Raw genomic sequence first — 13,402 nt, forward strand, 5'->3', positions numbered from 1 at the left:
ATGCGTTGGAAGCGGACGATCCAGTTGCTGGATGTGCATTGCGAAGGCGAGATTGGCCGCGTCGCAATCGGCGGCGTGCCCAGGATACCGGGCGAAACGGTTGCCGATCAGTTGCATTGGCTGAATAGCGATCCAAAGGGGCGCGAACTGCGGCGCTTCCTGTGCCTCGAGCCGCGCGGGGCTCCGATCGGGTCCGTCAATCTCCTCCTGCCGGCACGTCATCCCGATGCGGATGCGGCCTTCATCATCCTGCAGCCGGACCAGGCGCATGCGAGTTCCGGGTCCAACTCCATCTGCGTCACGACCGCTCTGTTGGAGGCGGGGATCGTCGAAATGCGGGAACCGGAAACGGTGGTCACGCTGGAGACGGCGGCCGGTCTCGTGAAGGCTACCGCAACCTGCCGCGACGGCCGCTGCGAAAAGGTCCGGCTGACCATGGTCCCGTCATTCGTAGACCGGCTGGATGTGGAGCTCGATACGCCGCACTGGGGCAGGATTTCGCTCGATCTCTGCTATGGCGGCATCTTCTACGCGCTGGTCGACGTGCGGCAGATCAACCTGACCATCGAGAAGGGAAATGCGGCCGCGCTGGTGCAGGCCGGCATGGTGCTGAAGGACCTCGTCAACGCCGCCATTCCCGTCGTGCATCCGGAGATCCCGGCTATCTCCGGCGTTGCCTATGTGATGTTCCGCGATATCGATGAAGACGGGGCGGTGCGGACCTGCACCACCATGTGGCCGGGGCGCGCCGACCGTTCCCCCTGTGGCACCGGAAATTCCGCCAATCTTGCCGCCCTGCATGCCCGCGGCAGGGCAAAGGTAGGCGACCTGTTGCGGTCGCGCTCCATCATAGGTTCGGAATTCGAGGTGGGCTTGTCCGGGGAAACGCAGGTTGCGGGCCGGCCGGCGATCGTGCCGACCATCACCGGCCGCGGCTTCACCTTCGGCCTTACCCAGGTGGCGCTCGATCCGTTCGATCCGCTGGCGGACGGCTTTGCAATGACCGATGTCTGGGGACCATCCGCCGGCAGTATCTGAGGATCAGATATCCTTGGCGAGGGCGGCCGGGCTCTCCATGTCGCCCTCCTTGAGGACGAGCGTTCTCATGCCTTCGTCGAGGCTACTGACGGCCGGCGGTTCAATCTTGCCCGATGCGTACAGTTCGAGGAGCTTGTTAACGGCAAATTCGTCGCCCAGCTCCGCCGCCTTGGCATAAACCTCGGTGGCCTGTTCCAGGTCGGCGGTGATCCCTTCGCCGGTCTCCAGCATGATCCCGAGGTTCACCATCGCATCGACATTGCCGCGGGCTGCGGCGAGATCGTACCAGGCGATGGCCGTTTCGTCGTCGGCGGGGACGAGGGTGCCCTCGTCATAGATGACGGCGATGTTGAACGCGGCGGTATCGTCGCCCGCGACTGCGGCCTTTTCAAACCAGTACAGCGCCTTGCCGACATCGGCCCGGGTGCCCAGCCCGTCACGATAGGCCACGCCGAGATTGTAAGCTGCGAGCACGTTTCCGCCGTGCGCCGCTTCGTCATACATGCGGAATTCCGTCTCGTGGTCTCCCAATCGGCCCAGGAGCATGCCGAAGTTCACTTTCGCTGCCGGGTAGTCTGCTTGCGCCGCCGCCTCGAAGGCGGTCATCGCCTGGTCGATCTCCTCGACCTTGTTCAGCGCGCGACCGAGCTGATAGGCAAATCGGGGATTGCCTGTGACTTCGAATGCGATACGGCAGGAATCGATGGCCGCATTGTCGATCTCGCCCGTCTCGACTGCGCCATAGGCCTGGTTGCGCTGATTGTCGTAGGGGCTGCCGGCAAGGCGGTCGCATTCGTTCTGCACGGCAAGAGAGACCGCGGGCTCCTGTGCGCCGGGAGAGACCGTCAGCGCCAGCAGCGCGGCGGCGGTTCCTGTGGCAAGTGCAAAACCCCTGTTGACTTTCGAGGTCGGGGATTTCATTGTGCGCTCCGATTCATTTCTTCTTCATTTTGCTTAACGAACGCCCAAGTTCGTGAGCGGTTCCTTGCATTCGAGGAGCCGGGGCCTTCCGTCCGTCATTCCTGCTTCACCATTTCGCGAGCGTGCCGCCTCCCTCACGGTGTTTCGGGAGCAGGCCGCGTTGTTTATCCGGGGCTGTTGGTGCTAATGCGGATTGCACCCATGACTGCGAGGCTCCCTCATGAAGACGATCACCATCCGCCGCCCCGACGACTGGCACTTGCACCTGCGCGATGGAGCCGTCCTGGAAGGCGTCGTCGGCGATACCAGCCGCCACTTCGCACGCGCCATCATAATGCCGAACCTGGTGCCGCCGGTGGTGACCCCTGCGGATGCGGCTGCCTACCGCCAGCGTATCCTGGCAGCGGTACCGAACGGCGATCGTTTCCAGCCGCTGATGACGCTCTACCTGACGGAAGGAACCGACCCGGAGGATGTTGCGGCCGGAAAGGAAAGTGGACTGATCACGGCCGTGAAGCTTTATCCGGCCGGCGCCACGACCAATTCCCATAGCGGTGTCCGCGACATCGAGAAGGCGATGCCGGTTCTGGAACGGATGGCGCAGATCGGCCTGCCGCTCTGCGTGCATGGAGAGGTCACGACCCCCGAGGTCGACATCTTCGATCGTGAGGCCGTGTTCATCGAGACCGTGCTCGATCCGCTTCGCAAGCGCCTGCCCGAGTTGAAGGTGACCATGGAGCACGTCACCACCAAGGATGGCGTCGACTATATCAAGGAGGCATCCGCCAATCTGGCTGGTACCATCACCACCCACCACCTCATCATCAACCGCAACGCGATCCTGGTCGGCGGCATCCGTCCGCATTACTACTGCCTGCCGGTCGCAAAGCGGGAGCATCACCGGCAGGCGCTGCGCGCGGCGGCGACGTCCGGCAATCCGCGCTTCTTCCTCGGTACGGATTCGGCGCCGCATGTCGACCCGTTGAAGGAATGCGCCTGCGGCTGTGCCGGAATCTATACCGCGCCGAACACCATGAGCTGCCTCGCCCATGTCTTCGAAGAGGAGCGTGCCCTCGACCGGCTCGAAGCCTTCACCTCCCTCAACGGCCCTGCCTGGTATGGTCTTCCGCCGAACGAGGAGATGATGACGCTGGTCAGGCGGGATGAGCCGCTGCAATTTCCGAAGAAGCGCGAGACGGGTGCTGGAGCGATCACCATCTTCGATCCGATGTTCCCGCTTTACTGGGATGTGGAGGCCTGAGGCAGGCTGAGGCCCGAGTGTCGCCATCTGGCGCCTGGAGCTCGGTGCTGCTATGGCGCTGGACAAGAGCGACACGAAGGAGCGGCAGCATGATCCGGACCACCTTTACCGACCACGACGTCATGGCAGAGCTGATGGCGAAGATGTTGTGGGAGATCGGTGCTGTGCACTTTTCCGCCGACAAGCCCTATAAGCTTTCCTCCGGCATGATGAGCCCCGTCTATATCGACTGCCGCAAGCTCATCTCCTATCCCCGCATCCGCTCGGCCATCATGGATTTCGCCGCGGCGACCGTCATGCGTGATGCGGGCTTCGAGAAATTCGACTGCGTGGCAGGCGGCGAGACGGCGGGCATTCCGTTTGCTGCCTTCCTGGCCGAGCGGTTGGGCCTGCCGATGATCTATGTCCGCAAGGCGCCGAAGGGTCACGGCCGCAACGCCCAGATCGAAGGCCATATGCCGGAAGGCGCCCGTGTCCTGGTGATCGAGGACCTCACGACGGCTGGCGGCAGTATGTTCAAGTTCATCGATGCCATCCGCGCCGCCGGGGGCACTGTCGACCACGGCATCGCCCTCTTCTTCTACGGCATCTTTCCGGAAGCCGAGGCACGCTTCCAGAACGGCAAGGTGCAGCTTCACCACATCGCCACGTGGCGCAACGTGCTCGCCGCCGCCCGGACGGAAAAGCTGTTCGACGACAGGACGCTGGCGGAGGTCGAGGCTTTCCTCGACGGTCCGCTCGCGTGGTCGGGCCGCAACGGCGGCGTGAGTGAGCTTTCGCTCTAGTCAATCGACAAAAGCTCGCGTAATTCGATACCGCAGCAGTTCTGGGAGGACCGACATGATCGTGTGTTGCGGTGAGGCGCTGATCGACATGCTGCCGCGTGAGACGACGCTGGGGGAGAAGGGTTTCGCGCCCTATGCGGGCGGCGCCGTCTTCAACACGGCGATAGCGCTGGGACGGTTGGGGCAGCCGACCGGTTTTTTCACGGGCCTCTCCGACGACATGATGGGCGACATCCTCCGGGAAACCTTGGCCGCCAGCCATGTGGATTTCCGCTTCGCCGCCATTTCCTCCCGTCCGACGACGATCGCCTTCGTCAAGCTGGTGAAAGGCCAGGCGAGCTACGCCTTCTACGACGAGGGCACGGCAGGCCGCATGATCACCGAGACCGATCTGCCCGCTCTCGGCGGCGATTGCGAGGCGCTGCATTTCGGCGCGATCAGCCTTATCCCCGAACCCTGCGGCGGCACCTATGAGGCGCTTATGGCAAGGGAGCATGGAAAGCGCGTCATCTCGTTCGACCCCAATATCCGCCCCGGCTTCATCAAGGACAAGCAGAAGCACATGGAGCGGATTGCCCGCATGGCGGCGATGTCCGACATCATCAAGTTCTCCGACGAAGACCTCGACTGGTTCGGCCTCGAAGGGGACGACGACGGGCGGGCCGGCTATTGGCTGTCCAAGGGGGCGAAGCTTGTCATCCTCACCCGCGGTGCCGAAGGTGCGACGGGTTATACCGGGCGATTTAAAGTTTCCGTCGCAAGCGAGCGGGTGACGGTGGTGGATACCGTGGGCGCGGGCGATACGTTCGATGCCGGTATTCTTGCTTCGCTCAGGATGCAGGGCCTGCTGACCAGGGAGAAGATTGCGGCGCTCACGGAAGGTCAGGTCAGGCAAGCCTTGCAGCTTGGCGCGAAGGCCGCGGCCGTGACGGTTTCTCGGGCGGGCGCCAACCCGCCTTTCGCGCACGAGATCGGGCTGACGCTGGCATAGGAGGCGATCTCCCTCGCCGCCGACGACCTACGCCGCCCAGTAGCGTGGGCGTGCCATCGCCAGGCGCTCAATTCCTGGCCTTCAACCCCGCCAGCACCTTTACCAGCCCCTGGGTCGAGCTGTCGTGCCCTTCGGCGCTCTCTTTGCCTTGCACCACCGGCAGCAGGCCTGTCGCCAGTTCCTTGCCCAGTTCGACGCCCCACTGGTCGAACGAGTTGATGCGGAATAGCACGCCTTCCACGAAGACGCGATGTTCGTAGAGCGCGATCAGGCGCCCGAGCGCGTAGGGTGTCAGCCGGTCGTAGACGAAGGTGATGGACGGGCGGTTGCCGGGGAAGACCCGGTGCGGAGCGATTAAATCCGCCTTGCTCTCGTCCATGCCCTTCGACGTCAGCTGCGCCTTCGCCTCCTCTCGTGTCCGGCCCTTCATCAGCGCTTCCGATTGCGCCAGGCAGTTTGCGATCAGCAGTTCGTGCTGGTGGCGCAGATGCGGCTCGAAACCGTTTGCCGCGATCATGAACTCGGTCGGGATGATGCTCGTGCCCTGGTGGATCAGCTGGTAGAAGGCGTGCTGGCCATTGGTTCCGGGCTCGCCCCAGACGACCGGGCCGGAGTCGCCTTCCACAGGCGTGCCGTCGACGGTGACGCCCTTGCCGTTCGATTCCATGTCGAGCTGCTGCAGGTAGGCCGGAAAGCGCGATAGCCGCTGGTCATAGGGCAGGATGGCCCGAGAGGGATAGCCGAGCACGTTGCGGTGGTAGAAGCCGATCAGGCCGAGCAGCATCGGCAGGTTTTTCCGTACCGGCGCTTCGCGGAAGTGCTGGTCCATCGCGTAGGCTCCGTCGAGGAAGCGCCCGAAGTCCTCCGGCCCGATGGCGATCATCAGCGGCAGGCCGATCGCCGACCAGATGGAATAGCGGCCGCCGACCCAGTCCCAGAAGCCGAAGACCCGATGCTGCTCGATCCCGAATGCGGCGACCTTGTCGAGCGCGGTGGAAACAGCGGCGAAGTGATGCTTCACGGCATCCTCGCCGAGCCTGCCGGCGATGAACGCTCGGGCCGAGGCTGCGTTCGTCATCGTTTCGATCGTCGTGAAGGTCTTGGAAGCGATGATGAAGAGCGTCGTCTCCGCGTCGAGCCCCTTCAGCGTATCGGCGATATGGGCGCCGTCGACGTTGGAGACGAAATGTGCCCGCGGCCCGTCGTGGAAGGGTGCGAGCGCCAGTGTCGCCATCACCGGTCCGAGGTCGGAGCCGCCGATGCCGATGTTGACGACGTCAGAGATCGGCTTGCCCGTCGCGCCTTTGAGGCTGCCGGAGCGGATCCCGTCCGCAAAGCTTGCCATCGCCGCAAGCACGGCGTTCACACTGGGCATCACGTCCATGCCCTCTACCAGCACCGGCGTGTTCGACCGGTTGCGAAGGGCGGTGTGGAGGACTGCGCGGCCTTCGGTGAAGTTGATAGCCTCGCCGGAGAGCATCGCCTCCCGCTTTTCCGACACGCCGGCCTCGTCCGCCAACCGCTCCAGAAGGGCCATCACCTCGTCGTTGACCGCCGTCTTGGAGAAGTCCATCAGGAGATCGTCCAGGGAGACGCTGTAGCGCCGGAAGCGGTTCGGATCGGCTGCGAATGCAGCGCGAATGTCGGTTGCCTTCGTATCGGAGACGGTGGTCTTCAGGTCTTTGATGATGGCCTGCATGGAGGGTCCTCGTGATCCGGTGGCGGAATGCACGGGAACCTATAAGCTTTCCATGTCAAATCAAGCGCAGCGGGACGGCTGCGCCCGACAGGCGGTCGATCAGCCGCGCAACTCGCGCCGCAGGATCTTGCCGACGTTCGACTTCGGAAGCTCGTTGCGGAATTCGATCAGCTTCGGTCGCTTGTAGCCGGTCAGGTTGGCGGCGCAATGCTCGCGGAGATCGTGCTCCGTAAGCGCCTGGTCCTTCTTCACGACGAAAAGTTTCACGACCTCGCCCGAATGCGGGTCCGGCACGCCGACGGCCGCACATTCCAGCACGCCCGGATGCATAGCGGCGACTTCCTCCACCTCGTTCGGATAGACGTTGAAGCCGGAGACGAGGATCATGTCCTTCTTGCGGTCGACGATCTTCGTGTAGCCGCGCTCGTCCATGTAGCCCATGTCGCCGGAGCGGAAGAAGCCGTCCGCCGTCATCACCTTGGCGGTTTCGTCGGGCCGCTGCCAGTAGCCGGCCATGACCTGCGGGCCCCGGATGCAGATCTCGCCCACTTCGCCGAGCGGCAGCGCATTGCCGTCCTCGTCGCGGATCGAGATGTCTGTCGATGGCAGCGGCAGTCCGATCATGCCGGTGAATTCCTGACTGTCGAACCGGTTCGCCGTGGCGACCGGCGAGGTCTCCGACAGGCCGTAGCCTTCGGTGATCGCTGTTCCTGTCAACGCCTGCCAGCGCTCGGCGACTGGTCGCTGAACCGCCATGCCGCCGCCGAGTGCGAGGATCAGCGACGAGAAATCGATCTTGCCGAACTCGGCATTGTTCATCAGTGCGTTGAACAGGGTATTGAGGCCGGGGAAGACATGCACCTTGTGCTTCTGCAGTTCCCTGACGAAGGCCGGGATGTCGCGTGGGTTTGCGATCAGGACGTTGTGCCCGCCCATCGCCACGCCCATCAGCGAGTTCACCGTCAGCGCGAAGATGTGGTAGAGCGGCAGGGCGCAGACGAAGGTCAGGACTTCCGGCCGGGGCCGGTTCTCGAAGGCGGCGTCGAGCCACATCGAGATCTGCATCTTGTTGGCGATGAGGTTCGCGTGGGTGAGCGTTGCGCCTTTCGAGACACCCGTCGTTCCGCCGGTATACTGCAGGAAGGCGACGTCGCTGCTGTCGATATCCACCGGCTTCAGCGGATGCCGTGCGCCCTCCGCCAGCACCCTTTTGAACGGCAAGGCCGAGGGGATCGACCACTTCGGCACCAGCTTCTTCACCTTTCGCACCACGAGGTTCACGATGTGCCCCTTGACGCCGAGCATATCGCCCATGCTGGTGACGACGATGTGCTTCAGGCTGGTCTGGCCGGCGACCTGCTGCACGGTGTGGGCGAAATTCTCCAGTACGAAGATCGCCTTGGCACCGGAATCCTTCAACTGGTGCTCGAGCTCGCGCGGCGTGTAGAGCGGATTGACGTTGACCACCGTCAAGCCCGCCCGCAGGATGGCATAGGTGACGACGGGGTTCTGCAGCACGTTCGGCATCATCACCGCGACGCGGTCGCCCTTGGCGAGGCCCCGTGCCTGCAGCCATGCGCCGACCTTGCGGGTATGGGCCTCGAGCTCCCTGTAGGTCATCTCCCGGCCCATGCTCGAGAAGGCGACGCGCGGCAGATATTCCACGCAGCAACTCTCGAAGAGTTCGGCCAGCGAGCGGTAGGAGAGCGGAGGGATCTCAGCAGGAACCGACGGCGGATAGGAGGCAAGCCAGATCTTGCCGGAATCATTGCGCACCCGCGCAGGCACTTCGTTCATATGGGCCTCCTCTTCCCTGCTTCCTTGTCGCGGCACCTGGCGCAAAGTCCTCCACTCTGCGCAAGAATCCTACTATGCCACGGTCTCTTGCGCCGGGCCATCTTGTTAATCTTGCTATATAACCTTGACGTAAACGTCAACTGGTCCGGGCCTGCGGGAATGAGGAACGAAATCTCCCGCTGCCGAGTTACGTCCGTACACCACCACCGAAAGGAGGACGTGATGCTGCATCATGAACCGCGCGCTGGGCAGGATCCCTATGTCAAGGATACACCTTCCCTGATCGCCAGCGACAAGGTGGAAGGCACCCGTGTCTATGGCGCCGACGGCCGGCATATCGGCTCCATCCAGCGTGTACTTCTGGAAAAGCGAGGGGGCCGCGTTGCCTACGTGGTCCTGAGCTTCGGCGGGTTCATGGGGATCGGCGACGACTACTATCCCCTGCCTTGGGAGAAGCTCACCTATGACGAGGAACTGGACGGCTACCGCATCGACCTGACCAAGGACCAGATCACCGGCGCTCCCCGCTACAACGATCTGGACGACGACACCTGGTATCAGGACAAGGGCCGCACGATCTACGACTACTACGGGGTTCCGCCCTACTGGATGTAGGCTCCATGGACCGATGCCGGAATGATGGAGAGGCTTCGTTGCGACGAGGCCTCTTTTCCTTTGATTAATGCCTCCGTGACAATCATGACCCATTGCCAGGCGGCGGACATAGCGGGGAACGATGGGGCAGTCATCCGACAGGGCCGGCAAGAGGGCGGGCGTGCGGGATCTGGAGCGCGAGGATCTTCCGTCCGTCGGGGGGCTGTTCCAGCGGACGTTCCGCAAGGGTGGCGAACCGCCGGCATCGTTAATCGACTATCTCCGCGAGGTGTTCTTCGAGCATCCGTGGCAGGATGACGAACTGCGCTCGAAGGTCTTTGTCGGTGAAAACGGCGACGTCCAGGGCTTTGTCGGTGTTTTCCCGTCGCGCCTGGAACTCGACGGCCGGCCGCTTCGTGCAGCCTTTGCCGGGTCGATGATGGTGGAGCATCCCGATCGCAATCCTCTCGCCGGCGCGCGGTTGCTGCGCGCATTCCTGGCTGGCCCGCAGGATATTTCCCTGACGGAGACGGCGAATGCCGTGGCGCTTGGGATGTGGCAGAAGCTGGCGCTCCCGCTCGATACCGCCTACAGCCTCAACTGGCTTCGCGTCTTCCGGCCGACGGCTGCCGCAGTCGGCGTGGTGGAGCGGAAGTTCCCAACTGCCCGGATCCTGCGGCCCGTTGCGGCTGCGGCCGATGCCCTCGGCGAGCGGGCGGGCTTTTCGTCACTTCGCATGCCTGCCGCCGTAGCAGGCCGCCGCACCGCGTTCCGGGATGCGACGCAGGCGGAGTTCGCCGAGGCCTTGCTGTCCCTGAAGGACAGTTTCACGCTTCGCCCCATGTGGGATCGCACCGCACTCGACTGGTTCACGCAGCACGCGCGTCAGAAGCGCGCGACGGGAAAACCCTTCTGGCGCCTCGCTCTCTCCCCGAAGGGGGAGGTCGTCGGGTGCTACGTCTATTTCGCGAGCCGGGGCGGGATCGGCTGGCTGCTGCAGGCGCTTTGCACCCCGGCGATTGCCGGTGACCTTGTGGATGACCTGTTCGCCCACGCCGACGGCCAGGGATGTGCGGGCCTGCGCGGCGGCGGCCATCCGTGGCTGACCCCGGAGCTTATCAGCCGAAAGGCGATCTTCTACGGGCGAGCCTTTTTAGTCGCCCATTCGAAGGATGCGAGCCTCCTGCAGCCGATCCGCTCGGGAACCGCGCTGATCAGCGGCCTGGCGGGCGAGAATTGGACCCGCCTGATCGGCGACAGCTTCGACTGACCCGGCCTTCCCGCTGCTCAAAGCATGGTTAAGGGTGAGGCGTGCAGATATTCGGCCACCTTCCGCTTCGAGGCGATATTGCGCCAGACGGCCTCCACCTGGTCCGGTGTCAGGTCTGCCGCCTCGCCGACCGCCTCCCGAGGAATGCCATTGTCGAGACCGTAGAGGCAGATGTCCATCCGGTCATAGGGCAGAGAGAAGTAATATTCGTCCTGGCCCTGCGGCAGCGACCAGGTGTCGGTCGTCGGTGGACGGCGGCGGATTTCCTCCGGCACGCCGAGCGCTTCCGCCAGCTGGTAGACCTGCGTCTTGTAGAGATGGGCGATCGGTTTGAAGTCGGCCGCGCCGTCGCCGTTCTTGACGAAGAAGCCCTGGTCGTATTCGAGGCGGTTGGGAGTTCCGGCAACGGCGAAGTTCAGCCGGTCGGCATGGTAGTATTCGATCTGCTTACGCGTGCGCTGCTTCATGTTCGCCGCAGCGACCATGCCGAGGTAGACGTCGAGCGGCATCCGGTGCCGGCTTTGTTCGCCGGACGGTGAGGCGACAACGAGCCAGGAGATGTTGTAGCCGCGGCTGGAGAGGGCATTTTCGAGGACGACCTTGCAGCCCCAGCCATCGCCGAATTCCGGAACGATCTGCCGGATGAAGCCGTCGCGCCGCGTGTAGCAGCCGGCGGCGGCCAGGGCCGGGCCAATATCCTCCAGAACCGTCTCTACGCCCGTTGCGGCGGCGAGCGCCTCGCCGAGGCGCAGGCTTTCGGGATCTGAATCGTGTTCCGGCATGAAAATTCCGGTCACCCTGGCCGGGCCGAGGGCTCGGGCGCAAAGTGCCGCGGTGACGCTTGAATCGATGCCACCGGACAGGCCGACGACGACTCCCCGCTTGCGCAGGTCCTTGAGGACGGTTTCCCTGATCCAGGCGCAGATGCGCTCGATTTCGGCCTCTGCATCAAGGCGGAGGCCGTCGGAGGAGAAGGCGGTGGCCTTCCCGGCGATCGTCATGCTCTGGTTCATACGGCATTCTCCCGTTGCGGCTCGACGGCGTCGGCGCCGGCAGTCATTCTGATCTTTCCCGTGGTCGTCCTGGGCAGCGCATCCCGGAACTCGACCGTCTTCGGCACCATGTAGTCCTCAAGCTGGCTGGTGCAGTGGCGGATGATGTCGCGTTCCGACAGGGTGCAGCCGGCGTCCAGCGCCACGTGCGCACGCACCACCTGGCCGAAGATCGGGTCATCGGCACCCGTCACCGCCGCTTCGCGGACGCCGGGCACTGCGTAAAGCACCCGCTCGACCTCCTGCGGGCTCACCTTCTCGCCGCGCGTCTTGATGATGTCGTCCTTGCGGCTGACGAAATAGAGAAAGCCTTCTGCATCCGCCTTGAAAAGGTCTCCGGTCCGCAGGCGTCTGCCGGTTTCGATGGGCTCCAGGCAGCGTAGCGAAGCTGCCTCGTCGCCCCAGTAACCGGCCATCACATGCGGCCCCTCGACCACCAGTTCGCCGATCTCTCCGGGAGGGGACGGCTCGCCATCTTCCCCCATGACGAAGGCGTGGGTGCCGGGAATGGCCTTTCCCACCGATGTCGGTCGGCTGGCGAGATCGATGGGATCGAGGAAGCTGACGCGCAGGCACTCCGTCTGCCCGTACATCACGACGATCTTCGAATCCGGCAACAGTTGCCGGAGCCTGGCGGACAGCGCCGGCGGCAGCGCGGCAGCGGCGCTCGTCACATAGCGCAGCGCCGGCAGGGCCTCAGCCGGCAGATCCTTCATCCCCGCAAGCAATGCGGCCATGGCCGGCACGAGCGGAAAACCCGTTGCCTTTTCCTCCGCCAGCCGGTCGAGGATCTTGCGCGGGAAGGCGAAGCTCTTCTCCAGTACCAGGGTTCCGCCGACCGAAGCCATCGTCACCATCTGGGTGATGCCATAGCCGAAGGAAAGCGGCAGCACGCTCAGCACGACGTCCTCGGACGTGTTTTCGAGATAGCCGATAATCGATTGGCAGGCGGCATCGACATTCGCATGGCTCAGCATCACGCCCTTCGGCCTTCCCGTCGAGCCCGATGTATGGATCAGAAGGGCGAGCGCCTGGTCGTCATGGAGCGCCGGCAGCACCTGGCTGCTCGCCGCTCTCAGCAGATCCTCGAACCGCAATACGCCCGGCTCCGGGCTCTGCGGCATCTGGCCGGCGATAACGGTGGCCTCGATGCGGGCGATGGCAATGGCAGACCGGACCGCCGCAAGGTGGCGCGCATGGACGATCACGGCTGCAGGCTTGATGCTGGTCAGGATGGTCGCAAGCTTCTCGGCCTTCATCGAAGGGTAAAGAGGGCAGGCGACCGCGCCCGCCTTCCAAACTGCGAAAAAGCTCAGCGGAGCCTCGATGTCATTTTCGAGCAGGAGGACGACCCGGTCGCCCGGTTCGGCTCCGGCGTCCATAAGAGCTCGGGCGAGGCGATCGGACTGGACCTGGAGGTCCGCATAGCTCAGCCGGCATCCGCCGGCTACCAGAGCCGTCCGGGCCCGGAGCCGCTTCGTACTGTCATGAAGCCTCGCCTCTATACGCATCGTCTGGATCAGGCGGCGACCGGCAGCTTCCGCGCCAGGTAGCCCGCCATGTTGTCCACGCTGTCGAGGTTTTCCGGCACGATCTCCTCGTCCGCGATGCTGATCCCATAGGTGGCTTCAAGAAACGCAATGAGCTCGAGAACGCCGGTGGAGTCGATTACCCCGCTTTCCAGCAGCGACTGGTCGTCGGAAATGTCCGCATCGGCGCGGAAAAGAAAATTTTCGGCAATGAATTCCCGCACGGCGGGGCGAAATCTCTGGGCCATAAGCGGCTGCTCCATCCAAAAAAAGCGAACTTTGCGACGCCATCCGCTCCCGGCGACGCGACATCTGGTTGAGGAGCCACGCTGACACACCGGGCTGAATCTTTTGCTAAATGGCATCGTAAAGACTTTCCGAAGCAACGCATCGATAAGCGCGTCTCCGCGTTGCTGATGGTGAAGCGCAAGGCCATGCCGCGCTTTACCGGAAAGGCGGAAATGG

At 63.8% G+C, this 13,402-nt stretch carries 12 protein-coding genes; 6 read left to right on the forward strand and 6 right to left on the reverse strand.

Annotated features, from left to right (window positions below):
• A complete protein-coding gene (locus tag RTCK_RS18350) occupies window positions 1-1,038 on the forward strand; it encodes a 4-hydroxyproline epimerase (protein WP_142521955.1) in 1,038 nt (345 codons plus the stop codon).
• Window positions 1,039-1,041: 3 nt separating this feature from the next.
• On the opposite strand, the gene RTCK_RS18355 is transcribed toward RTCK_RS18350, so the two are convergent.
• Window positions 1,042-1,959, reverse strand: coding sequence for a tetratricopeptide repeat protein (locus tag RTCK_RS18355; protein ID WP_142593857.1), 918 nt, complete (start codon window positions 1,957-1,959; stop codon window positions 1,042-1,044).
• 220 nt (window positions 1,960-2,179) lie between these two features.
• Between RTCK_RS18355 and pyrC the strand changes: the two genes are divergently transcribed.
• The 3 genes from pyrC (at window position 2,180) to RTCK_RS18370 (ending at window position 4,996) form a co-directional block, all read left to right on the forward strand.
• Entirely contained in the window at window positions 2,180-3,220 is a 1,041-nt protein-coding gene (gene pyrC, locus RTCK_RS18360; protein ID WP_142593858.1) for a dihydroorotase, read from the forward strand.
• Between the two features lie 89 nt (window positions 3,221-3,309).
• On the forward strand, window positions 3,310-4,005 hold the full coding sequence (locus RTCK_RS18365; protein WP_142593859.1) for an orotate phosphoribosyltransferase: 696 nt from the start codon (window positions 3,310-3,312) through the stop codon (window positions 4,003-4,005).
• A gap of 55 nt (window positions 4,006-4,060) precedes the next feature.
• Window positions 4,061-4,996 (forward strand): carbohydrate kinase family protein, encoded by a 936-nt coding sequence (locus RTCK_RS18370; protein ID WP_142593860.1) that lies wholly within the window; start codon window positions 4,061-4,063, stop codon window positions 4,994-4,996.
• Window positions 4,997-5,063: 67 nt separating this feature from the next.
• On the opposite strand, the gene pgi is transcribed toward RTCK_RS18370, so the two are convergent.
• Entirely contained in the window at window positions 5,064-6,695 is a 1,632-nt protein-coding gene (gene pgi / locus RTCK_RS18375; protein ID WP_142593861.1) for a glucose-6-phosphate isomerase, read from the reverse strand.
• Between the two features lie 99 nt (window positions 6,696-6,794).
• Window positions 6,795-8,492: a long-chain fatty acid--CoA ligase gene (locus RTCK_RS18380; protein WP_142521949.1), complete on the reverse strand. Its 1,698-nt coding sequence runs from the start codon at window positions 8,490-8,492 to the stop codon at window positions 6,795-6,797.
• Between the two features lie 222 nt (window positions 8,493-8,714).
• On the opposite strand from RTCK_RS18380, the gene RTCK_RS18385 reads away from it, so the two are divergent.
• Entirely contained in the window at window positions 8,715-9,107 is a 393-nt protein-coding gene (locus RTCK_RS18385; RefSeq protein WP_142521948.1) for a PRC-barrel domain-containing protein, read from the forward strand.
• A gap of 121 nt (window positions 9,108-9,228) precedes the next feature.
• Entirely contained in the window at window positions 9,229-10,356 is a 1,128-nt protein-coding gene (locus RTCK_RS18390; RefSeq protein ID WP_142593862.1) for a hypothetical protein, read from the forward strand.
• Window positions 10,357-10,373: 17 nt separating this feature from the next.
• Here RTCK_RS18390 and nadE read toward each other — a convergent pair whose 3' ends face one another.
• From nadE to RTCK_RS18405, 3 genes are read right to left on the reverse strand one after another with little or no spacing between them, the layout of a single operon-like run.
• Window positions 10,374-11,357: an NAD(+) synthase gene (gene nadE / locus RTCK_RS18395; protein WP_142593884.1), complete on the reverse strand. Its 984-nt coding sequence runs from the start codon at window positions 11,355-11,357 to the stop codon at window positions 10,374-10,376.
• Between the two features lie 8 nt (window positions 11,358-11,365).
• Window positions 11,366-12,919 carry a class I adenylate-forming enzyme family protein gene (locus tag RTCK_RS18400; RefSeq protein WP_142593863.1) on the reverse strand — a complete coding sequence of 518 codons (1,554 nt, stop codon included), beginning with the start codon at window positions 12,917-12,919 and terminating at the stop codon, window positions 11,366-11,368.
• An 8-nt stretch (window positions 12,920-12,927) separates the two neighbouring features.
• Window positions 12,928-13,185, reverse strand: coding sequence for an acyl carrier protein (locus RTCK_RS18405; RefSeq protein WP_142593864.1), 258 nt, complete (start codon window positions 13,183-13,185; stop codon window positions 12,928-12,930).
• Between the last annotated feature and the right edge of the window lie 217 nt (window positions 13,186-13,402).

The organism is Pseudorhizobium endolithicum, from assembly GCF_902153245.2.
GTDB classification, from domain to species: Bacteria; Pseudomonadota; Alphaproteobacteria; order Rhizobiales; family Rhizobiaceae; genus Neorhizobium; species Neorhizobium endolithicum.